Here is a 24,613-nt window from a genome sequence, read left to right as displayed (position 1 = left end):
GTCACGCCGACTTGCGCAGCGGTTCGGCGTCGCTGGAGTCGGAACCCGTGCCGGGGCTGGTTGGCGGCACCATCGGTTCGCGCAGCAGGCCGCGGTCGGCGAGCAGACGTTCGGTGTCGGCGGCCGATGAGGCGCGGCCGAAATACCAGCCTTGCCCCTTGGAGCAGCCGAGCCGCGTCAGTTCGATCGCGGTCGCCTCATCCTCGACACCCTCGGCGGTGATGGGCATCGACAGGCTTTCGCCCAGCCGCACGATCGCGACGACGATCGCCTGCGCGTCGGGGCTGCCGCGCATCGCGGCGACGAAGCTGCGGTCGATCTTGATCCGGTCGAACGGCAGCGCGCGCAGGTGCGACAGCGAGCTGTAGCCGGTGCCGAAATCGTCGAGGCTCAGCGACACGCCCTGATTTTTGAGGCTGGTGACAATCGAGCGCACCAGCGGCAGATTCTCGAAGAGCGAGCTTTCGGTGATCTCGACCTCGAGCTGCGCGGCGGGGAAACCGACCTCGACGAGCAACTTGGTGAGTTTCTGGCTGAACCACGGGTCTTTCAGCTGCTGCGGCGAGATATTGACCGCGAGCATGATCGAGGGATCCCAGCGCTTGGCGATTTCCATCGCCTCGCGGATGACCTGTAGCGACAATTCGCCGATCAGGCCGCTTTCCTCGGCGACCGGAATGAAGCGTTCGGGCGGAATCATCCCATATTCGGGCGATTCCCAGCGCATCAGCATTTCAAAGCCGATCAGGCGCCCGCTGGCGATATCGACCTGCGGTTCGAAATGGGGAACGAATTCGCCGCGCGGCATACCGTCGCGAATGCCAGTCTCGATCTGATTGCGGACCTGCACGGCCATTTCCATCCCGGCCTCGAACCAGCAAAAGCGGTTCCGGCCTTCGTCCTTGCAATGGTACATCGCGATGTCGGCCTGGCGGACCATCGTCTCCATCGTGACGCTGGCATCGCTGGCGAGCGATATGCCGAGCGATGCGCCGACCCGGATCTGCTGCGCGTCATGCGTGACATTATTGTCGAGCACCATGACAAGTTCGGCGGCCAGTGCGTCGATATCGGCGCGCGCCGCGGGCTCGAAAACCAGCATCGCGACGAATTCGTCGCCGCCGAGCCGCGCCTTGGTGGCATTGGGCGGCAGCACGGCCGAGATGCGCTCGGCAGCGACCTGCAGCACGCGGTCGCCGGCGACGTGGCCGTGGATATCGTTGACGGTCTTGAAATGGTCGAGGTCGAGCAGAAACAGCGCGACCTGACGCCTTTCGGCGATCGCGTTCGCGATCTGCCGCTGACCCGTCGCCAGAAGTGCGCGGCGATTGAGAAAGCCGGTGAGGGGGTCGGTGTCGGCAAGGTAGCGGGCGCGCTGTTCGGCCTCGGTGCGTTCGCGGATTTCGCGATTGAGATCCTTGTAGCGCCGCCAGCCGAACAGGATCAGCGCGACGTTGAGGACAAGCGCGGCGGCGAGCGCGCGATCGGGGCCGCCGCCGATGCCGATCAGCGCGCGAACGGCTGCCTGCATTACATTGCTGCCCGTGCCCACGAACAGCAGGATCGCCGCAACGACGATGCCTCCGGCCACAATGTCGCGTTTGGCGCCCTCGCTGCGGTCGAATTGCTTCGGCGTCGATGTCATATCAAATTTCCCCACCATCGCGCGCTTATGGGCGCGAAGCGGTGAAATTTGAGTTAAGTGGAGAACCCCCTTCGTGGCGGGATCCCAGCAAGGATCGGCCGGGCTTGCCTAAATCCGGCTTTTTGCGTAAAGGCCCGGCGTTCGCACGCATTTTGCGTTCGGGCATATCGACATCCGCGACGGAAACACTGTCCACGGATACCGCTGGTTGGCGAGGTTTCGCTCACCGGCGTGTTTTGCGTTGCGGGGGTCATAAGCCAAGGATTTTGGACTGTGTTCGATAGTCTGAGCAGCCGTCTGGGCGATGTTTTCGGGAAGCTCCGCGGTCGCGGCGCGCTGACCGAGGCCGACGTGCGCGCCGCGATGCGCGAAGTGCGAATCGCCTTGCTCGAGGCCGACGTCGCGCTGCCCGTCGTGCGCAGCTTCATCGATCAGGTCACCGAACTCGCGATCGGCGCCAATGTCCTTCGCTCGGTCACCCCGGGGCAGCAGGTCGTCAAGATCGTCAGCGACGCGCTGACCGAGATGCTCGGCTCCGAAACCGCCGAGCTCGACCTCAACGTCACCCCGCCCGCCGTGATCATGATGGTCGGCCTTCAAGGCTCGGGTAAGACGACCACGACCGCGAAGATCGCGAAGCGGCTCAAGGAAAAAGACCGCAAAAAGGTGCTGATGGCGTCGCTCGACGTCAATCGCCCCGCCGCGCAGGAACAGCTTGCCGTCCTCGGCACCCAGATCGATGTCGCGACGCTCCCGATCGTTGCGGGTCAGGGCCCGGTCGAGATCGCGCAGCGCGCAATGCAGGCGGCGAAGCTGCAGGGCTATGACGTCCTGATGCTCGACACCGCGGGCCGCCTCCACGTCGATCAGCAGCTGATGGACGAGATGCAGGCGGTGTCGCGTACCGCCAATCCCGCCGAAACCCTGCTCGTCGTCGACAGCCTGACCGGCCAGGACGCGGTGCAGGTCGCGCAGCGCTTCACCGATCAGGTGCCGCTCACCGGCGTCGTGCTGACCCGCATGGACGGCGACGCGCGCGGCGGTGCCGCGCTCTCGATGCGCGCGGTCACCGGCAAGCCGATCAAATTCGCGGGCACGGGCGAAAAGCTCGACGGGCTCGAACTCTTCCAGCCGTCGCGTATCGCGGGCCGCATCCTTGGCATGGGCGACGTCGTCAGCCTCGTCGAGCGTGCTGCCGAAACGATCCAGGCCGAAGAGGCCGAGGCGATGGCGGCGAAGATGGCCAAGGGCCTCTTCGACCTCAACGACCTTCGCGCTCAGCTCAACCAGATGCGCCGCATGGGCGGTCTCGGCGCGCTCGCGGGGATGATCCCCGGGATCAAGAAGGCGCAGGTCGCGGCGGCGCAGGGCGGCGCCGACGACAAGATGCTGATCCACTTCGACGCGATCATGGGGTCGATGACCCCCAAGGAACGCGCGAAGCCCGAAATCCTGACCGCGAAGCGCAAGATCCGCATCGCCAACGGATCGGGCACGACGGTGCAACAGGTCAACAAGGTGCTGAAGATGCATCAGGAAATGGCCAGCGCGATGAAGAAAATCCGCAAGATGGGCGGGCTCAAGGGCCTTGGCGCGCTGTTCGGCAAGGGCGGCGGCATTCCCGGTATGGGCGGCCCAGGTGGTTTTGGCGGCGGCGGTGGCGGCCTCCCCGGTCTCGGCGGCGGCGGATCGATCCCACCCGAACTTGCCAATTTGATGAATAAAAAGAAGTAATTACACCCGAATTTCAGTTTAGAAGTAAAAGGAAAATATCATGGCTACTGCTATTCGCCTCGCTCGCGGCGGTTCTAAAAAGCGCCCTTATTACAAGATCGTCGTCGCCGATTCGCGCAGCCCGCGCGACGGCCGCTTCATCGAGCGTATCGGCAGCTACAACCCGCTGCTCGCCAAGGACAATCCCGAGCGCATCAAGCTCGACGCCGACCGCGCGAAGCATTGGCTGAGCGTTGGCGCCCAGCCGAGCGACCGCGTCGCCCGCTTCCTCGACGCCGCCGGTGTCCAGGAACGCGCCGCGCGTAACAACCCGAACAAGGCTGTCCCGGGCGAAAAGGCCAAGGAACGCGCCGAAGAAAAGGCGCAGAAGCTGATCGACGCCGAAGAAGCCGCAGCAGCCGCTGCCGCCGCTCCGGCCCCCGAACCCGAAGCCGTCGAAGAGGCTGCCCCGGAAGTGGCTGCTGAAGAAGCTGCCCCCGAAGCGCCCGGTGCTGAAGAAGCTGCTGCTCCTGCCGCCGCAGAATCGGACGCGACCGGTTCGGTGAAGAGCGAAGCGACCGCCGAGGCCGTTGCCGAAGCCGTTGCCGACGAAACCCCGGCCGACGCGACCGCCGACGACGCGACCGCAATGGCCGAGCAGGCTGCCGAAGGCGGCCCGGCCGAAGCAGCCCCGGCTGCCGAGGAAGCGCCTGCTGCAGAAGCCGGCGAAGAAGAAGCCAAGGCCTGATCTTGGCTGACGCCCATCGCCCCGTCACTCTCGCTGCCATTGCTGGCGCGCATGGGGTGCGGGGCGAGGTGCGCCTCAAACTATTTGGCGAAGGCGCGGAGGCTCTCCGCGCCTTTTCCGTTTTCGACGCGGGGGAGCGCAAGCTGACCTTGAAGTCGGTGCGACCCGCCAATCAGGGCGCGGTCGCGACCTTTGCCGAGATCACCGACCGCAGCGGCGCCGAAGCCTTGCGCGGCACCCTCCTCACCGTCCCGCGTTCGGCGCTGCCGCCGCTGGGCGAGGGCGAATATTATCATCACGACCTGCTCGGTCTGCCCTGCGTATCGACCGACGGCAGCGCGGTCGGCGAAGTCGTCGCGATCGACAATTTCGGCGCGGGCGACATCCTCGAAATCGCGAAGCCCGACGGCAAGCGCTTCATGGTCCCGATGAACGACAAGGCCGTACCCGAATGGGGCGAGCAGGTGGTAATTTCCGCCGACTATGTCGAATGAGCCGGATCGCGGTTCTTTCCGATATCCATGGCAATCTCCCGGCGCTCGAAGCGTGCGTAGACGACGCGAAGCGGCGCGGCTGCGACAGCTTCATCAATCTGGGCGATATCTTGTCGGGGCCGTTATGGCCGGTCGAAACCGCCGCCTTCCTGCGCCCGCTCGACTGGCCGACGATTGCCGGCAACCATGAACGCCAATTGCTGACCCAGACGCGCGATCAAATGGGCGATTCGGATCGTTTCGCCGACGCTGCGATCGGCGAAAGTGAGCGCGCGTGGCTTCGGACGCTGCCGCCGGCGCTCGCGTGGCGGCGCGATATCTATCTGTGCCACGGGACGCTGGGCAGCGATCTCGACTATATGCTCCATGATGTGGGCGAAGCCGCGGTCAGCGATACGCCGCCGCATGCGGTCGCCGCGCGCGTGGCCGGCCGGGGCGAACGGCTGATCCTGTGCGGCCATACGCATGTGCCGCGTCGGGTAAAGCTGCCCGACGGACGGACAGTGGCCAATCCGGGCAGCGTAGGACTTCCCGCTTATGACTGGGACCGGCCGCACTATCATGTCATGGAAACCGGATCGCCAGCATCACGCTATGCGGTCGTCGACGGCGACACGCTCGACGTCGATCTGATCGCGGTCGCCTATGACCATGAAACGGCTGCCCGGAAAGCCGAGAGCGAAGGTCGCAGCGATTGGGCGATCGCGCTGCGCACCGGTCGCGCCCGATAGCGGTGTTGCGACGATCAGGTGCAAATGATAGCGATATGACATCCTGAAGGGGGACTTCATGCGCTTGAAAACCGGACTTTTCCTCGCTGCCCTGCTTGTGGCGCCACTTTCCGCGCAGGCGCAGGAGGTTGCCCCCAAAACGCTCGATCAACTGGCGCCCGAGATCGACGCGCTGTTCGCGAAATTTCAGGCCGAGCAACATGTCCCGGGCCTCGTCTATGGCATCGTCAAGGACGGCAAGCTTGCCTATGTGAAGGGCATCGGTGTCCAGAATATCACCGACAAGCGCCCCGTCACCGCCGACAGCCTGTTCCGCATCGCCTCGATGACCAAGGCGTTCACCGCGCTGTCGATCCTGAAACTGCGCGACGACGGCAAGCTGCGTCTCGACGATCTCGCCGAGCAATATGTTCCCGAGATGAAGGACTGGATCTATCCGACGAAAGACAGCCCGCGCATACGCATCCGCGATCTGCTCCAGCATGTCGGCGGGCTCGTGACCGACGATCCGTGGGGCGACCGGCAACAGGTGCTGCCGCAAGACGACTTCACGAAAATGATCGCGGCAGGCGTGCCGTTCAGCCGCGTTCCGCAAAGCCAGCATGAATATTCGAACTTCGGCTATGCGCTGCTCGGCCGGATCGTCGCCAATGCGTCGGGCATGAACTATACCGACTATGTCCAAAAGACGATCCTGAACCCGCTCGGCATGACGAGCAGCGGCTATGATGCGCCCAAAGCGCCGAAGGCGCGCTACGCGATCGGCTATCGCTGGGAAAATGATCGCTGGACCGCCGAGCCCGAGATGATCGACGGCGCATTCAACGCGATGGGCGGGTTGCAGGTCAGCGCGAACGACTATGCGAAATGGGTCGCCTTCCTCCTCTCGGCCTGGCCGGCGCGCGACGATGCCGACAATGGCCCGGTCAAGCGCGCGACCGTCCGCGAAATCGCGCAGGGGTCGAACTTCACCGCGGTGGTCAACCGCAATGGCGCGAGCGGCGCCGACGCGTGCAAATTGTCGAGCGCCTATGGCATGGGCTGGCGCGTCGCGCAGGACTGCGACCTCGGGCTGACACTCGCGCATGGCGGCGGCTATCCGGGCTATGGCAGCCATGTGATGCTGATGCCCGACCATGGCGTCGGCGTGTTCGCGCTCGCCAACCGCACTTACGCCGGGCCGTCGGGCGCGGCTTGGGACGCGGCGGTCGCGATCGACAAGGCGGGATTGCTCGAAACGCGGGCCGTGCCGGTGTCACCGCCAGTGGCGGAAGCCTATGCGGCGGCAAGGGCAGCTTATGCCGCGGGCGACCTTGCACCGCTCGATGGCAAGCTCGCCATGAACTTCCTGCTCGATCGCTCGGCCGAGAATTGGAAGGCCGAATTCGCCAAGCTGAAAGCCGAGGTGGGGGCATGCCCCACCGACGAACCGCTCGCTCCAACCGGCTCGATGTCGACGGCCTTCCGCCTCAATTGCGAAAAAGGCAAACTCGACGGGGTCTTGCTGCTCGCACCGACGTCGCCCGTGACGATTCAGGCGCTGCGTTTTCGTGTCGTGCCGCCCGAAGCGCGCTGATATCGACGGGGTGGGGCCTTTAGCAAGGGACGACCCCACCCCGTTTTCCCTGGACCTTGAGAGGGGGCAGGGGTTTCTTATCGCGCCCGGCGCTTGGTGCGCACGCCGCAGCGGGCCGCCACGCGGGTGAAGGCGCTGTCTTCGCCCGGCGCACTCGGCAAGGCGATCCATTCGCCGAGGCGCCGGAAGGGGGTCGCGAGCCATTTGAGGCCGCGGGTGATGTCGGCGCTGAACTGGTCATGACCTTCATTCCAGGCGCGCATGAAATGCTCGTCTTTCATCGTTCATCTCCTTTCGCTTGATGAGGAGAATATGCCTGGCAATGCGCCGCGCCGCCAACAAAAGGCGTAGACCATATCATAAGTCTGACTTATAAGGTCGCATGGCCCGACTGCCGCCCCTTGCCGCCGTGCGAACCTTTGAAGCGGCCGGTCGTTTGCAGAATTTCTCGCGCGCTGCGGAGGAGCTGGGACTGACGCAGGCGGCGGTGAGTTATCAAATCCGCCAATTGGAAGACCGGCTCGGCCGCGCGCTGTTCGTGCGCGAGAAAGGCCGCGTGCGCCTCTCCGAAACCGGGCAGCGGCTGCTCCCCGCGATCAGCAATGCCTTTGCCTCGATGGGCGATGCCTTCGCCGCGCTCGGCAGCGACGAAGCCGATGTGCTGACGATCAGCGCGATGACGACTTTTGGCGGCACCTGGCTCAGCGCGCGCATCGGCGGCTTCCAGCTTGCCTATCCCGACCTGGCCGTTCGCATGCTGCTGAACAATGATCTCGTCGATTTCGACGCCACCAACGTCGACGTCGCGATCCGCGTCGGTCGCGGATATTGGCCGGGCCTGCGTACCGACTTTCTCTATCGCAGCCACGTCACGCCGATTTGCGCGCCCGCCTTTCTCGAACTGAACCGCGTCGAAACGCCTGCCGATCTGCTGCGTGTCGATCGCCTTGCACCCAATGACCCCTGGTGGGCGGGCTGGTTCGCCGCTGCGGGTGTGGTCAGCGGCCCTTTGCCCCAACGTCGCGGCATCGAACTCGACAGCCAGCTGCAGGAGGCGAGCGCGGTGCAGGGCGGCTATGGCATCGCGATGATGACACCGCTGCTCTGGCGCGCCGAACTCGACGCCGGGCGGCTGGTTCAGCCCTTCGAGGCGCTTTTCCAGCCCGGGACGGCCCATTTCCTCGTCCACCGCGAGAATCGCGTCGGGGTGCGCAAGATCGAGCGGTTCCGCGAATGGCTGCACGCCGAGATGGAGAAGGATCGCCACCTGCTCCCCGAGGCGCTATGGCAGCCGCTGCCATGAGTTTCACCGCCGTTCCCCTGACCCTATACCCCGACATGTTCCCCGGTCCGCTGGGGCACAGCATGGCGGGGCGCGCGCTCGAAAGCGGGACGTGGAATTGCGCGCCGGTGCAGATCCGCGACTTCGCGACCGACAAGCACCGCACCGTCGACGATACGCCCGCGGGGGGCGGCGCGGGGATGGTGCTGAAGGCCGACGTCCTCGGCGCGGCGATCGACCATGCGGTCGCGACGCATCCCGGCCTGCCGATCCTTGCGATGACGCCGCGCGGGACCCCGATCACCCAGCGCCGCGTGCGCGATCTGGCGGGAGGGCCCGGCGCGGTCATCCTCTGCGGGCGTTTCGAGGGGTTCGACGAGCGGATCTTCGCGGCGCGGCCGATCGAAGAAGTGTCGATGGGCGACATCATCCTGTCGGGCGGCGAGATGGGCGCGCTGCTTTTGCTCGATGCCTGTATCCGGCTGCTTCCCGGCGTGATGGGTGCGTCGGCGAGCGGCGACGATGAATCGTTCGAGCAGGGGCTGCTCGAATATCCGCACTACACCCGGCCGGTCAGCTGGGAGGGGCACGACATTCCCGATGTGCTGCGATCGGGCGATCATAAAAAGATCGCCGCGTGGCGGAGCGAGCGCGCCGCAAGCGACACGCAGGCGCGCCGCCCCGACCTGTGGCAGGCCTATGTCGCCGAACGCGGCGGGCGATAGCGCAGCAACACCCATGGCACTTTCGTGCTGTCGAACATCAGCCGGCTTTTCTGTTGGGTAAAGGGCGGCATATGATCGCCCACGATCAATATGTCGGTGGGCGGAAAATCGGGGCGACTGGCCATCGCCGCCAGCGCCGCCGCCGTGTCGTCCCAGATCGAAAAGAGACGACAGACCTGCGGATAGTCGCTGTCGAGCACGGGCCCCAGCTGGCGGCAATCCTTGGTGCGCAATTCATGGTTGGCCACGACCGGCAGATGCGAATTGAGCGTCAGCCAGTAAATGAACTGCGGCTGTTTCGCTGCGGCCAGATCGCGCCCGATCAGCCGCGGGATATCGCGATCGCACGCGCCGGGGAAAACATTCGGGCAATGCCCCGCGCCCTGACTCTCGATCGCATCGCGGAAGCTCATCCGCTCGAACCCGATCAGCGGATACCAGATGTCGCGGTCGAAGAATTTGGGCGAAAAGCCGTGGAAGGCGTGCGTCCGGTATCCGCGCCGGGCCAGCGTCGCGGGCAGGCAGCCGGGGTCGGGCGCGACAATATCCGGATAATCGCCCCATCGCTGGCACAGTTCGCGAATTTCGCCCTTGGTCGTCGAATTATAGAAGGTCGTGCTGCCCTGGCTGATCTCGAATCTCTGCGCGAGTTCGCGGCGCGTCCATATGGCATCGAGCCGCGTTCGCAGCGTGGCTTCTGCCGGCAGTCCCATCGCCTCGACGACGACGATCATGACATGCCTTTTGCCGTTGGCGAGCTTCAAAAAATCGGTCTGCTGCGTTGCCGAGGTGAAGGGGGCGTCGGCGGGCGCCAGCCGGTTATACGATGTCGCCCCGTCGCGCGCCCGGATATAGTCGGCCTGTGCCAGCGTGAAGGTCAGCGCGGCGGCGGCAAGCATCCATTGCGGTCCGCGCAGATGGTTCGGCTGGCGAAGCTGGCGTGCGGCAAAGGCCAGCACGAGAATCAGCAGCCCTGCGCCGATCAGATATTCGGGCGACGCGGCGGGGCGGATATCGAGCACGAGCGCGATCACCGACAGGATCATGCTGATGTGCATATTGAACATGCTCGCGATGAACATGAGCGTCAGATAGAGAAGAAGGCCGGCGAAGGCGGCAAGACGGAACCAGTATCCGAACCAGCTCGCGACAAAACCTATCGCCGCGCACAGCCAGATTTCGGGTGCGCGCATCGGGCCGCCCATGATCGTGATCGGCAGGAAGGGCAGGTTGGGCAGCAGCATCCAGCACAGCGCCCAGTTCAGGAAAGCTGCCAGCCCGGCGCCCCCGTCGGGCGCGAAAGCGCGGCGCGCGAACGGCTTTATGGCGATCATTGGCTGCATCGGGTCCCTCCCGCATCATCCATGGCGTATTTTGGTTAACGCCCGTTTAAGCGGTGCGCGTCCGCGGCCCCCGCAACCCCTTGCATTTCGTCTCTTTCCGGCGTAGTGGCCGCGGCTTCAAGCGGAGCCGGGCGAATCGCATTTCTTGCGCATGCCCGTTCCTCCGCGCATCCCCGACCGGTCATCCGGGCGGGGCGCAGGGTTCCCGAAGTGCTGCGATCGGGGGATCATGCGACGATAAACGGTTACGCAGGCCGGACCTTTGGGAGCGTCATATCGATGCTCGGGCCCGACCTGCCTCTGGCGCGCGGCGACAAGAAAAGGACTAGAGGACATGAACCTCATCCAGACGATCGAAGCCGAAGAAATTGCCAAAGCGGCAAAGACCATTCCGACCTTCCGTCCCGGCGACACGCTGAAAGTCGGCGTGAAGGTGGTCGAAGGCGAACGCACCCGCGTTCAGAATTTCGAAGGCGTGTGCATCGCACGCTCGAACAAGGGCATGGGCTCCAACTTCACCGTGCGCAAAATGTCGTTCGGCGAAGGTGTCGAGCGCGTGTTCCCGCTCTATTCGCCCAACCTCGACAGCATTACCGTCATCCGCAAGGGTGCCGTGCGTCGTGCGAAGCTTTACTATCTTCGTGGCCGCACAGGTAAATCGGCGCGTATTGCGGAGCGCCGCGATTACCGGCCGGAAGCCAGCGAGGGCTAAGGGAGACTTTCCCAACCCCAAGCGAAAACAGCTTTCCAAAACGACCGGTTCCGCCAAGGCGCAGAACCGGTCGTTTTTATTTGGGCAAAGCGAATTTGATGCAGCATTTCCCGTCCTTCCAACCGACACGGCGCGCCTTCATCGGCGCGGTGCTGGCGCTTGGCGTGTCGGGCGAAGCGCTGGCGGCGACCAATGCGCAGCGCGTCGTCGCGGCAGCGCGGAAGCAGGTCGGCGTCACGCTGCATTATGATCCCGCCTACAGCATGCTCGCGTTCCCGAACGGCGACGTCGACCGCGCAAAGGGCGTGTGCACCGACGTCGTCATCCGCGCCTTCCGCGATGCGCTGGGACTGGACCTGCAGGCCCTTGTAAACGCCGACATGCGCGCCAATTTTACGGTCTATCCGAAAAACTGGGGCCTCGGCCGCCCCGACCGCAATATCGACCACCGCCGCGTCCCCAATCTCGCGACCTTCTGGCGGCGGCAGGGGGCGGGGCTGCCCGTCACCGACAATCCGGCCGACTGGCGGGCGGGCGATATCTTCACCGCGCTGGTCGGTGGGCGCCTGCCGCACACCGGCATCGTGTCCGACCGCAAGGACACGACCGGCACCCCGCTCGTCCTCCACAATATCGGGGGCGGCACGCGCGAGGAGGACGCGCTTTTCGACCACCGGCTGACCGGCCATTTCCGCTGGAAAGTCTGACCTTCGTTTTCAATCACGGTTCATACGCTGAGGAGTGAGTAAATGGGTTATCGTATCGTTGTCGCCGGAGCCACGGGCAATGTCGGGCGCGAAGTGCTCGCCATTCTCGCCGAGCGTGAGTTTCCGATCGAGGAACTCGCAGTTGTCGCCTCGTCGCGCAGCCAGGGACTCGACATCGAAATCGGTGACACCGGCCGCACGGCCAAATGCCAGAATATCGACAATTTCGACTGGGCCGGCTGGGACATGGCGATCTTTGCGATCGGCAGCGAAGCGACCGCGATCCACGCGCCCAAGGCTGCCGCCGCGGGATGCGTCGTGATCGACAACTCGTCGCTCTATCGCATGGACCCCGACGTGCCGCTGATCGTGCCCGAAGTGAACCCCGACGCGATCGACGGCTATACGAAGCGCAATATCATCGCGAACCCCAATTGCTCGACTGCGCAGATGGTCGTCGCGCTGAAGCCGCTCCACGATGCCGCAAAGATCACGCGCGTCGTCGTCTCGACCTATCAGTCGGTGTCGGGCGCGGGCAAGGCGGGCATGGACGAGTTGTGGAACCAGACGCGCCAGATCTTCGTCGGCGACGAAAAGGACGTTCAGAAGTTCACCAAGCAGATCGCGTTCAACGTCATCCCGCACATCGACAGCTTCCTCGACGACGGCTCGACCAAGGAAGAGTGGAAGATGGTCGTCGAAACGAAGAAGATCCTCGATCCGAAGATCAAGGTCACCGCGACCTGCGTGCGCGTGCCGGTGTTCGTCGGCCATTCGGAAGCGATCAATATCGAGATGGAAAATGAGCTGTCGGCCGAGGACGCCCAGCGCATCCTGCGCGAAGCCCCCGGCGTAGTCCTCCACGACAAGCGCGAAGACGGCGGTTATATCACCCCGGTCGAATGTGTCGGCGACTTCGCGACCTTCGTGTCGCGCGTGCGTGAAGACCCCACGGTCGAAAACGGCCTCAACCTCTGGTGCGTCAGCGACAATTTGCGCAAGGGCGCGGCGCTGAACGCAGTGCAGATCGCCGAACTGCTGGGGCGTAGGCACCTGAAGAAGGGCTAAAGGTAAATCCTCCCTGTCGCGCAGCGATGGGGAGGGGGACCGCTCGCGACGCGAGTGGTGGAGGGGCCGCGACGGTTGCGCCAAAGCCACTCCGTCAGCCTCTTCGAGGCTGCCACCTCCCCATGGCTTCGCCACAGGGAGGATCGCCTTGGCCTCCGCGGGGCATTCACGCTATGTCGTTGAAATGACCACCCCCTACATCTTCACCCGTGCCCTCTGCCGCGCGCCCGCCCGTTCGGCGGTCAAGGGCATCCGCGCCGACGGCGGCCCCGACCCCGATTTCTACGGCCTCGTCGCCGAGCATGAGGCCTATGTCGCGACGCTGCGCGAGCTTGGCTTGGCGGTCGAGGTCCTCGAACCGCTCGACGAGTTTCCCGACGCGCTGTTTACCGAAGATGTCGCGCTCACCTTTCCCAAGGGCGCGATCCTGCTCCGCCCCGGCGCGCCAAGCCGTGCGGGCGAGGTTGCGCATATCCGCGGGGCTCTTGCCGCGCACCACGCCCGCCTCCTCGAAATGACCGGCCCGGGATACGCCGATGGCGGCGACATTTTGCGCCTCGCCGACCGCGTGATCATCGGCCTCTCGGCGCGCACCGACCGCACCGGCGCCGAAGAACTCGCCGGCCTGCTCGGCAAGCTCGGCTACCGCGCCGAGATCGCCGAAACCCCGTCGGGCGTTCTCCATTTCAAAACCGGCTGCGGGCTGATCGACGAACGCACGATCCTCGCCGTCCCCGCGCTCGCCGACTGTCCCGAGTTCGCCGGGCTGGAGGTCGTAACGACTCCGCCGGGCGAGGAACCTGCGGCGAATATCCTGCGCATCCGCGATACCATCCTCGTCGGCGACGGCTGGCCCGCGACGCACGCCCTGCTCGCCGCGCGCGGCATCGAAGTCCGCCCGCTCCCGACCGACCAGATCGCGCATATCGACGCGGGGCTCAGCTGCATGTCGCTGCGCTGGTGACCGCCACTCCGCCCGCGCAGCGCCGCCTGTTCGGCCTGCTCCTCATGTTGCTGCTCTTTGCGCAGATCGACCAGCCGTATCCCGAGATCGCGCTGCTCCAGCATATCCCGACGATGCTTCTGATCGTTGCGTCGCCCTGGTTGCTGCGCCGCTGGCCGATGTCGACCGCGTCGGTCGCCTGCATCGTCCTCTTCATGGCGCTCCACACGCTCGGCGGGCGCTATGCGTACAGCAACGTCCCCTACGACGAATGGGCGCGCGCGCTGACCGGCACCGGCCTGTCGGACGCCTTCGGCTGGAGCCGTAATCATTATGACCGCTTCGTCCATTTCGCCTTCGGCGCGCTGTCGGTGATCCCGGTCGCCGAAATCGCGAGGCGCTGGGGCGGGCTTGGCGCCCGCGGCGCAGCCCTGACCGTGCTGGCCTGGGTGCTGGCAATATCGTGCCTCTACGAAATCTTTGAATGGCTACTTACCATCGTGGCGGCGGGGGAGACCGCCGACCGCTACAACGGGCAACAGGGCGACATCTGGGACGCGCAAAAGGATATGGCGCTCGCGACCCTCGGTGCGATATTGGTGATGGCGATGGGGCCGGTCATTCGGAACAGGAGATAGGCGATGCGCAAGTTTACGACCCTCGCAATCATTGCATTGCTCGCTGCGTGCAAACCCGCCGCGGACAAGGCGCCTGCCGACGCCGAACCGGCCGCCCCAGCGGTCCCCGCAGCCAAGGCCGATGGCCCCGCCGCGGCGACCACCGCGGTCAGCCTCGACGGCGAGGGGCTTCGCTTCGTCGACAAGACCAGCGGCAAGACCAGCCTGCTCGCTTTTGGCGTCCCGCGTGCGCAGGCCGAAACCGCGCTCGCCAACGTCGCGGGCAAGGAAGACGACCGCAGCACCAATGAGGAATGCGGTGCGGGGACGATGGAATTCACGCGCTACGATGCGATGACGCTGAACTTCCAGGGCGGCAAGTTCGTGGGCTGGTTCCTCGGCAATGAACCCGGCGCCGCGACCTACTCGACGATGAGCGGGATCGCCGTGGGCACGACGCGCGCCAAGGCGTCCGAATCGGTCTCGATCGTCGATCTGGAAGACAGCACGCTGGGCGAGGAATTCAGCATCGGCACCGGCGAAAAGGTCATCGGCGGCATGTTCGCCGCGCCGGGAGATGCGGCGAAGATCGACGCGCTGTTCGCTGGCACCAACTGCTTCTTCCGATAACTCAGTTATAGAAACGGCCGGCAATCGATCGATTGCCGGCCGTTTCGGGCTTTCGCCAAATTCCCGGCAGGATTCGAACCTGCCTCCTCCACCTTCCGAAAGGGGTGCACCATCCAGCTGTGCTACGGGACCACAATATTGTCTATCTGGGCGCAGGTCGCTCCAATTCAAGGGCGGTTGCCAGGTAAATTCCCTAATGCCCCATATCGGCTGCCGACGCCTTCGGCCCGCCGGGCTTCGGCGGGCGTAGCACCAGCACCAGCGGCACCGATGCCAGTGTGACCCACATCATCAGCCAGAAATCGTCGATATAGGCGACCATTGCCGCCTGCCGGTTGATCTCGGCATTGACCATCGCCATCGCCGCGTCGCCCGCGATGCCGAAGCGGTCGGCGGTCGACGGGTCGAGCAGGCCGACCGAGCTGTTGGTGACATGCGCCGCCAGATCCTCATGGCTCGTCTGGATATTCGCGCCGAGCAGGGTCGTGACGACCGAGATACCGACCGATGCGCCGATGCTGCGGAACAGGTTTAGCAGGCTCGACCCGTCGGTGCGATACTGCGGCTCGATCGTCGCGAACGCCATGGTGTTGAGCGGAATGAAGATCAGCCCCATGCCGAGCCCCTGTACCAGCCCGCTGATGATCACCGGCTGCATCCCCATGGCGAGCGACCAGTGGCTCATCTGCCACAGCGAATAGGCGGCGATCAGCAGACCGGTGCCGACCATCCAGCGCGCGTCGATCTTGCCGAGCAACTGCCCCGCGACCCACATGCTCGCGAGGATGCCGATCCCGCGCAGCGCGAGAACGACGCCGGTGTCGATCACCGGCCAGCCGAACAGATTCTGCAGCATCGGCGGCAGCAGCGCCATCGACGCGAACATCACGACGCCGATCACGATCATGAAACCCATCGCGGTGACGAGATTGCGATCGGCGAGCATCGCGCGGCTGAACAAGGGCGCGCGCGAAGTGAGCATATGGATGACGAACATCCACAGGCACGAGACGGCAACGCCCAGCTCGATCCAGATTTCGATGCTGTCGAACCAGTCCTGATGCGCGCCCCGGTCGAGCATCAGCTGGAGCGCGGCGAGCCCCAGCGCGAGCATCGAGAAACCGAACAGGTCGAACCGCCGCGTGACGCTGCGGGTTTTGGGGAGCAGCGCCCACATCATCGCGAGCGTGATCAGCCCGACGGGCAGGTTGACGTAGAAGACCCAGCGCCAGTTGACGCTTTCGGTCAGCCAGCCGCCCAATATCGGCCCCAGGATCGGCCCGATCATGATCCCCATGCCCCAGATCGACATCGCGCGCGCGTGGCGTTCTGGCGGATTGATGTCGAGCATCACCGATTGCGACAGCGGCCCGATAAACGCCGCGCTGATCCCCTGCAGGAAGCGGAAGGCGACCATCTGCTCGAGCGACTGCGCCGCGCCGCATGCCATCGAAGCGATGATAAAGCCGACGATCGCGGCCATGAACAATTCGCGCCGCCCGATGCGGTCGGCGAGCCAGCCGGTAATCGGCATCGCGACCGCCGAGGCGAGGATATAGCTCGTCAGCACCCACGTCACCGTCTCGCTCGTCGCGCCGAGCGCCGATTGCATATGCGGAATCGCGACATTGGCGATCGTCGTGTCGAGGATCTGCATGATCGACGCGCCCATCACCGCGACGGTCAGCAGGCCGCGATGGCGCACCCGCTCGTGCAGCGGAATGCTGTCGTCGTCAGGAAGCGCCGCGGCGGATGGGCGGCGGGGAAGGGCGTTGCTCGCCACGGAACCTTACTTTGTAAACACCCGGACATCGGCCGAAAGCCCCGCGATCATGTCGCGCGCGGGCTTTTCGTCGAAGGCGATGCGCACTGGTACGCGCTGCGTTACCTTGACCCAATTGCCGGTGGCATTTTGCGCCGGCAGCACCGAAAACTCGCTGCCGGTGCCCGCGCCGATCGTCAGCACATGGCCGCGTACCTTCAACCCCGGATAGGCGTCGAAGCTGATTTCGGCGCGCTGACCGACGCGCATGTCGGCGAGGTCGGTCTCCTTGAAATTGGCCTCGACCCAGGGACGGCCGGTATCGACCAGCGTTACCGCGGGTAGCCCCGCGACCATCATCTGCCCGACCTGCAGCCGGTCCGACTGCGCGATGCGCCCGGCGCTCGGCGCACGAACCGTGGTGCGGCCGAGGTTTACCTCGGCCTGCGAGCGCTGGACGCGCGCCGCCTCGACCTGCGGATTGATCCCGCTCGACGGGCCGCCGGCAAGCTTGCTGCGCGCTTCGGCCGCGGCGGCTTCGGTCTGGCGGACGCGTTCGCGCGCCTGCGCAACCGCATGGCGTGCCGCGTCATAGGCTGCCCTGGTGGTGAAACCTTTCTCCATCAGCGCCGCCTGACGCTGGAAGGTGACCTCGGCAAATTTGACGTCTTCGCGCGCCGCGGCGATGTCGACGCTCGAGGTGTTCGCGCTCGCCGACAGGTTGCCGACCTCCACCTCGGCCGCGTCGATCGCGGCGGTCGCCTGCGCCACCGTCAGCGCATAGGGTTCGCCGTCGATGCGGAACAGAAGCTGGCCCTTCGTCACCTGCTGGCCGTCGCGCACGGCGACCTCGGTGATCCGCCCGCCGACCTCGGCCGCGACCGACACCTTGTCCATCTGGACATAGGCATTGTCGGTCGACACCGAGCCGCCGCTCGTCAGCCACCAGCCGGCACCGCCCGCGATCAGCGCAAGCGGGAGGCCGAACATCAGCAGACGCGTGCCCCAGCTCGCCTTGGGGCCGGCCTCTGCCGCCGTCGATGCGGCGGGCAGCGGATCGGCTTTTGGTGCGGCCTTGGGCGGCGTGGCGTCTTCGGCTTTCGGGCGCGAGGGGGAGAGCTGGTCCATCAGGCGGTCTCTTTTTCTTTTTGGCATATACGGCGGGACAGATTGGCGCGGACGCGTTCGACCAGGTCGATCAGCTGGTCGCGTTCGGCGGCGCTCAACCCCTCGGTGGCTTCGGCGGTCAGCGCGTCGGCCGTCTCGCGCATCCCGCCGAGCAATTCGCCCGCGCGCGGGGTCAGATAAAGCTGCCAGGCGCGCCGGTCGGCGGGATCGGCGCGGCGTTCGACCAGCTCGGCCTCGACCAGCCGGTCGACCATCCGCGACAGGGTGATCGGCTCGACCTCGATCAGTTCGGCGAGCGGCCCCTGACGGATTCCCTCGTGCCGTTTCAGGTAGGTGATCAGCCGCCATTGCAATGCGGTGATGCCGCTGCCCTTCGTGCGCGCGTTAAACGAACGCCGGAACAGCCGCGCGGTGTCGTTCAACAGAAATCCGATTGTTTCGCTCATAGACTAAGACATAATAGCAATTGCTACTATACTCAACACCATCGACGATGTGCGCAGCGATAGAAAAGTTGCGTATCGGACCAATCACTTGCTCGCGCCCTTGCCGCGCGTCCACCCTTCCGGCAGGATGACGTCATGACACTGACCGCCGACCTCTTCTGGTCTTTTCGTTCGCCGTACAGCTATCTTGCTATCGGCCGTTACCGTGCGCTGGCCGCCAGCCATGACGTGACCATCAGTCTGCGTCCCGTCTACCCGCTCGCGATCCGCCAGCCCGACTTCTTTGAACGCAACCACCCCAATTGGTTGAGCTACACGGTGCGCGACATGATCCGCGTCGCCCAGTTTCACGGGATTCCCTTTGGCCCACCGCGTCCCGATCCGATCGTGCAGGATCTGAAGACGCGCGCGATTGCCGCCGAGCAGCCTTATATCTATCGCCTGACGCGGCTTGGACAAGCAGCCGCGCGGCGCGGCAAGGGCCTCGCATTTGCGCATGAAGCGGCGCAGCTCATCTGGGGCGGGGCGCAGGACTGGCATCTTGGCGATCATCTGGCGAGGGCGGCGCAGCGCGCCGGACTGGATTTGGCGGAACTTGATGCCGAGGCGGAGAGCGATGCCGACGCGCTCGACAATGAGGTCGCCGCCAACCAGGTAGCGCTCGAGATCGCCGGCCATTGGGGGGTGCCGACATTGGTGTTCGATGGCGAGCCCTTCTTTGGGCAGGACCGCATCGAAATGGCGAAATGGCGGATGGAGCAAAAGGGGCTGCGACCGCGCTGATCGGCGCTTGCCGAACCGGATAACAAGGGCGCATAGCGCGGGGCATGATGATCGAAGCGCAATATTTCGAGGCACGCGACGGCGTGCAACTGGCGTGGCGCGAAACGGGCGAAGGTCGCCCGCTGTTCCTGCTTCATGGCCTGTTTTCCAGCGGCGAAGTCAACTGGATCAAATTCGGTACCGCTGCACAGGTCGCTGCGGCCGGATATCGCGTGATTATGCCCGATCTGCGCATCCATGGGTCGAGCGACGCGCCGCATGACGAAGAATTCTACCCGCAAGACATATTGGTGCGCGACCTTGAAGATCTGATCGCGCATCTTGCCCTCAAAGATTTTGATCTCGGCGGCTTTTCGCTTGGCGCACGGACCAGCGTTCGCGCGGTGGTGGCGGGCATGAAGCCGCGCCGTTTGATCCTCGGCGGCATGGGACTGGCCGGACTTGCCGGCTGGCAGAAACGCGGACAATTCTTCAAACGCGTCATCGCCGAATATGAAACGGCAAAGCGCGGCGACGACACATGGATGTCGATCCAGTTCATGAAGACGATGAAGGTCGACCGCATCGCGGCGGGCCATCTGCTGGGCAGCTTCACCGACACGCCGCCCAACGCGCTCGCCGGGTTGACGATGCCCGTGCTCGTCGTGTGCGGGGCCGACGATCAGGACAATGGGTCGGCGCCCGAACTTGTCGCGGCGCTTGCCGATGCGCGGCTCGCCACGATTCCGGGGACCCACATGTCGAGCGTGACCCGGCCCGAACTCGGTGAAGCGATCGTGGCGTTCCTGACGGCTTGACCGGACTCGCGGCAAGCGCCTAGCTGTTGCCATTGCGCCAAAGAGCGCTGTGAAAACAAGCAGAGGACGCACCCCATGAAAGCCATGATTTCCAGCCTGTCGCTGGCCCTGTCGCTCGCGGTCACCGGTCCCGCCTTTGCCGCGGAACAGAAGCCTGCCGCATCGACGGCGAAGGCTGCGAAGCCCACCGCGGCCGACGCCGACGCATTCATCGCTGCCGCCGAAAAGGACTTGTTCGACTATACGGTCGAGGCGAGCCAGGTGAACTGGGTCAACAGCACCTATCTGACCGAGGATACCGATGCGATGGCATCGCGGATCAACGCTGTCGGCACCGAAAAATCGGTCAAATATGCGCTCGAAGCGGCGAAGTATAAGGATGTTCCCGGCCTCAGCGCCGACACCAGGCGCAAGCTCGATATCCTCCGCACCGGCCTCGTTCTGCCCGCGCCGACAAAGCCCGGCGCCGCGACCGAGCTGAACCAGATCGCAACCGACCTCCAGTCGCAATATGGCAAGGGCCGCGGCAAGCTGAACGGCAAGGACATCTCGGGATCGGACATCGAGGCCGAGATGGGCAATCTTCAGAACACGCCCGCGCAGCTCGCCGAAATGTGGACAAGCTGGCACGACAATGTCGGCGCGCCGATGAAGGACGATTATGCCCGCATGGTGGGCATCGCCAACGAAGGTTCGAAGGAACTGGGCTTTGCCGATACCGGCGCGATGTGGCGTTCGGGTTACGACATGTCGCCCGAGGATTTCGCCAAGACGACCGAGCGCCTGTGGCAGGAAGTGAAGCCGCTCTATATGGCGCTCCACACCTACACGCGCTGGAAGCTCAACGAGAAATATGGCGATGCGGTGCAGCCCAGGACCGGCCCGATCCGCGCCGACCTGCTCGGCAATATGTGGGCGCAGGAGTGGGGCAATATCTACCCGCTCGTCGCGCCGAAGGGATCGGGTGACCTCGGCTATGACGTCGGCGATCTGCTGACGGCGCAGGGCAAGACGCCGATCGACATGGTCAAGGCGGGCGAGAATTTTTACTCGTCGCTGGGCATGGCGCCGCTGCCCGAGACGTTCTGGAAGCGAAGCCAGTTCCTGAAGCCCGCCGACCGCGAAGTCATCTGTCACGCCTCGGCGTGGGATATCGACAACAAGGACGATATCCGCATCAAGATGTGCATCAAGGTGAACGCGGACGATTTCACCACGATCCACCACGAGCTGGGGCATAATTATTACCAGCGCGCCTATAACAAGCAGCCGTTCTTGTACCTCAACGGCGCCAACGACGGCTTCCACGAGGCGATCGGCGATTTCGTCGCGCTGTCGATCACCCCGCAATATCTGGTCGACATTGGCCTGCTCGACAAGGCGAAGGTGCCGAGCGCCGACAAGGACACCGGGCTGCTCTTGCGGCAGGCGATGGACAAGGTCGCCTTCCTGCCCTTCGGCCTGCTCGTCGACCGCTGGCGCTGGGGCGTCTTCGACGGCACGATCAAGCCCGCCGATTACAACACGGCGTGGACGCAGCTGCGCACCCAATATCAGGGCATCGTCCCGCCGGCTGCGCGGCCGGCGAACGCGTTCGACGCGGGCGCGAAATTCCACATCCCCGGCAACACGCCGTACACGCGCTATTTTCTTGCTCGCATCCTGCAGTTCCAATTCTATGAAGCGGCCTGCAAGCAGGCGGGCTGGAAAGGGCCGCTTCATCGCTGTTCTTTCTATGGCAACAAGGCGGTCGGCGCGAAGCTGAACGCGATGCTAGAAATGGGCGCGTCGAAGCCTTGGCCCGACGCGCTGGAAGTCTTCACCGGCAACCGCGAGATATCGGGCAAGGCGATGGCGGACTATTTCGCGCCGCTGAAGACCTGGCTCGACGAACAGAATAAGGGCAAGCCGCAGGGGTGGTGAGCCGCGCGGCTTTGTTGTTGTTGCTGGCGTGCGGCGCGGCGGCGGTTTCGACCGCCGCGCCACCGCCGCCGCCGCTCTATCCGGACGATTTGCCCCGGACGCTTGACGGCTATGACCTTGGGGTCGTCTATTCGCGATACAGTTTCTGGATCGAAGGACAGAAGGGTGCGGTGATCGATGCGATCATGGCCGAACCGACAGATGTCGCCGGCTATCGGCCGCAGTTCGTAGCTCCTGTCAGCTTTACGATCTATTCCGATTACGGGCATTTCCAGTCGGGCGATATCCGCAGCTATTGCCGCACGACGGACGAAGCGCAGGTCGACCGCAGCGACTGTCGGTTCGTTTTCAGGGCCGTGACAATTCCAGCAGCGGCAATCGATCGCGCCGGACCTGTCGGCCTCTTCATGCGCACGAGTTTCGATCCGGCTGCGGTGGTCGCCAGTATGAAGGCCAATGGCATCGCCCCGGATGCCGATCTGTGGCGGGCCGATGGCCGCCAGATTTTCGGGACGCTGCCTTCGCCCGTCAAACTGTTGCGCGACAATGCAAAGGTCGAAACGATCGATTCGCGCCAATGTCCTGCCCTGAATCGCGCGCTTGAGGCGATCGAGGGGCAGACGCTGCCGCAGCGGATCGATATTCCGTTGATTGGCGAAGATGGCCCGGTGCCGCCGCCTCATCCACATGCCGCCCGGCGCGAGGACAAGCTGACGTTCGTCGCCGACGGCGGTTCCATGACCGTGACCAGCTGGCGTGTGCTCGAACCGTTGCTCGGCCCGGTCTATGCGGCCGCAGATGCCTGTTTGCGGGGCCGTCTCGCCACCGGCGAATAAGTCATCCGGCTTCGATTCCCTGTTTGAAACGTGCCAGCCGCGCGGTCGCTGCGGCGGCGTGGGGGCCGATCCAGCGGTCGTGGATATCCTGGATCGGCATTGCGTTGAGATGGTTCCAGCGCTCGCGCCCGCGGCGTTCGGCGATCAGCAGGTCGGCATCCTCCAGCACCTTCAGATGTTGCATCACCGTGCAGCGGTCGAGGTCGGGGAAGTGCGCACATAAGGTGCCGGTCGTCAGCGGCTGGTCTTTTAGATCGTCGAGGATTTGCCGGCGGATCGGCGATGCGAGCGCCTTGAACACCGCGTCATATTGATCGTGAATTGACATGTTATATTTTTATAACATAAAAGGATGCGACTCAAGCGGAGAATGACGATGGAGCTGAAATTCAGGGTCGCGGCGCGGATCGCGAAGCCGGTGCATGATGTGTTCGAGGCGGTGGCCGATCCGAAGCAGCTATCGGAGTATTTCACGACCGGGGGCGCCGAAGGACGGCTGAAGACCGGCGCGACGGTGACATGGGACTTTCTCGACTTTCCGGGCGCCTTTCCGGTCTGGGTGATCGAGGTCGTGCAGGACGAAAGGATCGTGCTGGAATGGCAGGCGAACGAAGGCGAGGCGCCGAATGTCGAGGGGGGCGAGATGAAGGACAGCGATTATCGCACCCGCGTCACGATGAGCTTCAAGAGCCTCGACGACGGGCGGACGCTCGTCGAGATCGCCGAAGAAGGCTGGCGCGAGAATCAGGGGGCGCTGAGCGCGTCCTACGGCAATTGCCAGGGCTGGTCGCAGATGCTGTGCGCGCTCAAGGCGTGGATCGAGCACGGGATCAACCTGCGCGAGGGTATGTATCGCTGAACCGCGGCGGAGCCGTGCCGGTGAGGTACCGGTACACTTTTCCAATAGCATCGGTGCATCGGAGCGGCGAGCAATCGAGTCCCCCTTGCAACGAAAGGCAATTGTGTGAAGCACGTTCTCCTGGCCGTCGCTGGCCTGTTTCTGGGCGCCGGGACGGCGCAAGCCGCCACCTGCGAGGATAGTTTTACCAAAAAGGGCAACCAGGTCACCGGCCTGCGCTTCGTGGCGACGACGACGGTGCCGAACATGAGCATGGCGAGCGCCGTCGGGCAGATCAACGGCATCGTCGCGGCAAAAGGCTATGCGATCCTGGCCGCCGAGCCGGAGAGCGGGGCGATGCTGATCGAACCGCCCGCGACGGGCAAGTCGCGGCCCTTTCCGATCGAGATTGCCGCCGATGCCGCGGGGACGGTGCGCATGGAGGCCAAGCTGCGCGCAGGGATGGGCATAACCGATGCGGCGGCCAAGGCCGAAATGTGCGGGATCCTGACGCAGTTGAAGGGCGGCAAAGCAGGCGAAGCGCTCGCGGCGAAGGGACTGCGCGCGACCAGCGCGCCCGGCGTCCCGGTCCGCATGAGCGTATTGCGTTTCTCGCAGGACATCACCGGCGAGGCCGACAAGAATAATGCCGCAGTGCAGAAGCGTTATGCGGGACGACAATTCACCCTCTATGGGCCGATCGCCTATGTCGGGCCGGTCGGCGACACCTATCGCGTCGAATGGAAGCTGCTCTCCAATGTGCTGACCGACATCGTTCCCGGCCGATCCTCGGCGGGCTTTACGGTCAATTGCGTGCTGGCCAAGGGGCACGGTGTTTATGCGTTGCAGCTGAAACCCGACAAGCATGCCGAGTTGACCGGGACGTTCGACCGGCTGGACTATGGCATGTCGCTGGTGTGGCTGAAGGATTGCCGCCCGGTGAAATAGGGGCGGATGTGGCGACCATATCGTCCGTCAGAATCCGGTGTTGACGGCTTCGCGATATGGCGCGGAGTTTCAAATCGTCGCGGGCGATTTTCGCCGGGGACCCGGATCAAGCCCGGGATGACGAAAAGAGGAAGCGGTGGTTCACGACCAGGAAGAGACCTTTCCTCTCCCCTCCCGCAAGCGGGAGGGATCGGGGGTGGGCAGCAACGGCGCGAATG

The 24,613-nt window shown here is 64.6% G+C and carries 25 protein-coding genes and 1 pseudogene; 19 read left to right on the top strand and 7 right to left on the bottom strand.

Translation table 11 applies throughout. The features are described 5' to 3' along the window. Window position 1: 1 nt before the first annotated feature. Complete coding sequence (locus AC3A43_RS17630; protein WP_487793874.1) at window positions 2-1,645, bottom strand: putative bifunctional diguanylate cyclase/phosphodiesterase; 1,644 nt, start codon at window positions 1,643-1,645, stop codon at window positions 2-4. Between the two features lie 273 nt (window positions 1,646-1,918). Between AC3A43_RS17630 and ffh the strand changes: the two genes are divergently transcribed. From ffh to AC3A43_RS17605, 5 genes and pseudogenes are all read left to right on the top strand, one after another. Continuing rightward, complete coding sequence (gene ffh, locus AC3A43_RS17625) at window positions 1,919-3,379, top strand: signal recognition particle protein (protein ID WP_487793873.1); 1,461 nt, start codon at window positions 1,919-1,921, stop codon at window positions 3,377-3,379. A gap of 40 nt (window positions 3,380-3,419) precedes the next feature. Beyond that, window positions 3,420-3,860 (top strand): annotated as a pseudogene (gene rpsP / locus AC3A43_RS17620) (30S ribosomal protein S16); the annotation flags it as partial. Between the two features lie 248 nt (window positions 3,861-4,108). Further along, window positions 4,109-4,600: a ribosome maturation factor RimM gene (gene rimM, locus AC3A43_RS17615; protein ID WP_487793872.1), complete on the top strand. Its 492-nt coding sequence runs from the start codon at window positions 4,109-4,111 to the stop codon at window positions 4,598-4,600. Next, complete coding sequence (locus AC3A43_RS17610) at window positions 4,597-5,331, top strand: metallophosphoesterase family protein (protein ID WP_487793871.1); 735 nt, start codon at window positions 4,597-4,599, stop codon at window positions 5,329-5,331. The genes rimM and AC3A43_RS17610 overlap by 4 nt, the downstream gene beginning before the upstream one ends. Before the next feature lie 58 nt (window positions 5,332-5,389). Beyond that, complete coding sequence (locus tag AC3A43_RS17605; protein ID WP_487793870.1) at window positions 5,390-6,907, top strand: serine hydrolase domain-containing protein; 1,518 nt, start codon at window positions 5,390-5,392, stop codon at window positions 6,905-6,907. A gap of 77 nt (window positions 6,908-6,984) precedes the next feature. On the opposite strand, the gene AC3A43_RS17600 is transcribed toward AC3A43_RS17605, so the two are convergent. Beyond that, window positions 6,985-7,188, bottom strand: coding sequence for a hypothetical protein (locus AC3A43_RS17600; RefSeq protein WP_487793869.1), 204 nt, complete (start codon window positions 7,186-7,188; stop codon window positions 6,985-6,987). A gap of 101 nt (window positions 7,189-7,289) precedes the next feature. Between AC3A43_RS17600 and AC3A43_RS17595 the strand changes: the two genes are divergently transcribed. Next, window positions 7,290-8,210: a LysR substrate-binding domain-containing protein gene (locus AC3A43_RS17595; RefSeq protein WP_487793868.1), complete on the top strand. Its 921-nt coding sequence runs from the start codon at window positions 7,290-7,292 to the stop codon at window positions 8,208-8,210. Beyond that, window positions 8,207-8,914, top strand: a complete 708-nt coding sequence (trmD, locus tag AC3A43_RS17590; protein WP_487793867.1) for a tRNA (guanosine(37)-N1)-methyltransferase TrmD — start codon at window positions 8,207-8,209, stop codon at window positions 8,912-8,914. The genes AC3A43_RS17595 and trmD overlap by 4 nt, the downstream gene beginning before the upstream one ends. Here the strand turns inward: trmD and AC3A43_RS17585 are convergent. After that, window positions 8,887-10,257: a sulfatase-like hydrolase/transferase gene (locus AC3A43_RS17585; protein ID WP_487793866.1), complete on the bottom strand. Its 1,371-nt coding sequence runs from the start codon at window positions 10,255-10,257 to the stop codon at window positions 8,887-8,889. The genes trmD and AC3A43_RS17585 overlap by 28 nt on opposite strands. A gap of 334 nt (window positions 10,258-10,591) precedes the next feature. On the opposite strand from AC3A43_RS17585, the gene rplS reads away from it, so the two are divergent. From rplS to AC3A43_RS17555, 6 genes are all read left to right on the top strand, one after another. Beyond that, complete coding sequence (gene rplS, locus AC3A43_RS17580; protein ID WP_088442879.1) at window positions 10,592-10,969, top strand: 50S ribosomal protein L19; 378 nt, start codon at window positions 10,592-10,594, stop codon at window positions 10,967-10,969. Between the two features lie 98 nt (window positions 10,970-11,067). Then, on the top strand, window positions 11,068-11,676 hold the full coding sequence (locus AC3A43_RS17575) for a DUF1287 domain-containing protein (RefSeq protein WP_487793865.1): 609 nt from the start codon (window positions 11,068-11,070) through the stop codon (window positions 11,674-11,676). 42 nt (window positions 11,677-11,718) lie between these two features. After that, window positions 11,719-12,744: an aspartate-semialdehyde dehydrogenase gene (locus AC3A43_RS17570; protein ID WP_487793864.1), complete on the top strand. Its 1,026-nt coding sequence runs from the start codon at window positions 11,719-11,721 to the stop codon at window positions 12,742-12,744. A 184-nt stretch (window positions 12,745-12,928) separates the two neighbouring features. Continuing rightward, a complete protein-coding gene (locus AC3A43_RS17565; protein WP_487793863.1) occupies window positions 12,929-13,708 on the top strand; it encodes a dimethylarginine dimethylaminohydrolase family protein in 780 nt (259 codons plus the stop codon). Beyond that, window positions 13,705-14,325: a DUF2238 domain-containing protein gene (locus tag AC3A43_RS17560; protein ID WP_487793862.1), complete on the top strand. Its 621-nt coding sequence runs from the start codon at window positions 13,705-13,707 to the stop codon at window positions 14,323-14,325. Before AC3A43_RS17565 ends, AC3A43_RS17560 begins: the two co-directional genes overlap by 4 nt. 3 nt (window positions 14,326-14,328) lie before the next feature. Continuing rightward, entirely contained in the window at window positions 14,329-14,934 is a 606-nt protein-coding gene (locus tag AC3A43_RS17555; protein WP_487793861.1) for a hypothetical protein, read from the top strand. 193 nt (window positions 14,935-15,127) lie between these two features. On the opposite strand, the gene AC3A43_RS17550 is transcribed toward AC3A43_RS17555, so the two are convergent. The 3 genes from AC3A43_RS17550 to AC3A43_RS17540 are packed head-to-tail and all read right to left on the bottom strand — an operon-like array spanning window position 15,128 to window position 18,270. Beyond that, window positions 15,128-16,717: an MDR family MFS transporter gene (locus AC3A43_RS17550; protein ID WP_487793860.1), complete on the bottom strand. Its 1,590-nt coding sequence runs from the start codon at window positions 16,715-16,717 to the stop codon at window positions 15,128-15,130. 6 nt (window positions 16,718-16,723) lie between these two features. After that, window positions 16,724-17,824 (bottom strand): HlyD family secretion protein, encoded by a 1,101-nt coding sequence (locus AC3A43_RS17545; RefSeq protein WP_487793859.1) that lies wholly within the window; start codon window positions 17,822-17,824, stop codon window positions 16,724-16,726. Then, window positions 17,824-18,270 (bottom strand): MarR family winged helix-turn-helix transcriptional regulator, encoded by a 447-nt coding sequence (locus AC3A43_RS17540; RefSeq protein ID WP_487793858.1) that lies wholly within the window; start codon window positions 18,268-18,270, stop codon window positions 17,824-17,826. Before AC3A43_RS17540 ends, AC3A43_RS17545 begins: the two co-directional genes overlap by 1 nt. Before the next feature lie 135 nt (window positions 18,271-18,405). On the opposite strand from AC3A43_RS17540, the gene AC3A43_RS17535 reads away from it, so the two are divergent. The 4 genes from AC3A43_RS17535 (at window position 18,406) to AC3A43_RS17520 (ending at window position 22,609) form a co-directional block, all read left to right on the top strand. Next, the gene (locus AC3A43_RS17535; RefSeq protein WP_487793857.1) at window positions 18,406-19,053 is read left to right on the top strand and encodes a DsbA family protein; all 648 of its coding nucleotides are present in this window, start codon (window positions 18,406-18,408) and stop codon (window positions 19,051-19,053) included. 44 nt (window positions 19,054-19,097) lie between these two features. Beyond that, window positions 19,098-19,850: an alpha/beta fold hydrolase gene (locus tag AC3A43_RS17530; protein WP_487793856.1), complete on the top strand. Its 753-nt coding sequence runs from the start codon at window positions 19,098-19,100 to the stop codon at window positions 19,848-19,850. 75 nt (window positions 19,851-19,925) lie between these two features. Continuing rightward, window positions 19,926-21,773 carry a M2 family metallopeptidase gene (locus AC3A43_RS17525; protein ID WP_487793855.1) on the top strand — a complete coding sequence of 616 codons (1,848 nt, stop codon included), beginning with the start codon at window positions 19,926-19,928 and terminating at the stop codon, window positions 21,771-21,773. Next, on the top strand, window positions 21,770-22,609 hold the full coding sequence (locus tag AC3A43_RS17520) for a hypothetical protein (RefSeq protein ID WP_487793854.1): 840 nt from the start codon (window positions 21,770-21,772) through the stop codon (window positions 22,607-22,609). The genes AC3A43_RS17525 and AC3A43_RS17520 overlap by 4 nt, the downstream gene beginning before the upstream one ends. Before the next feature lies 1 nt (window position 22,610). Here AC3A43_RS17520 and AC3A43_RS17515 read toward each other — a convergent pair whose 3' ends face one another. Next, complete coding sequence (locus AC3A43_RS17515) at window positions 22,611-22,937, bottom strand: ArsR/SmtB family transcription factor (protein ID WP_487793853.1); 327 nt, start codon at window positions 22,935-22,937, stop codon at window positions 22,611-22,613. A gap of 48 nt (window positions 22,938-22,985) precedes the next feature. Between AC3A43_RS17515 and AC3A43_RS17510 the strand changes: the two genes are divergently transcribed. Further along, on the top strand, window positions 22,986-23,468 hold the full coding sequence (locus AC3A43_RS17510; RefSeq protein ID WP_487793852.1) for an SRPBCC family protein: 483 nt from the start codon (window positions 22,986-22,988) through the stop codon (window positions 23,466-23,468). 105 nt (window positions 23,469-23,573) lie between these two features. Further along, window positions 23,574-24,395, top strand: coding sequence for a hypothetical protein (locus tag AC3A43_RS17505; RefSeq protein ID WP_487793851.1), 822 nt, complete (start codon window positions 23,574-23,576; stop codon window positions 24,393-24,395). Window positions 24,396-24,613: the final 218 nt, after the last annotated feature.

This window comes from Sphingopyxis sp. Soil_C_28 (assembly GCF_057657055.1).
Note: the sequence above shows the minus strand (reverse complement) of the source record. Positions and strands in the feature narration are given on the sequence as shown.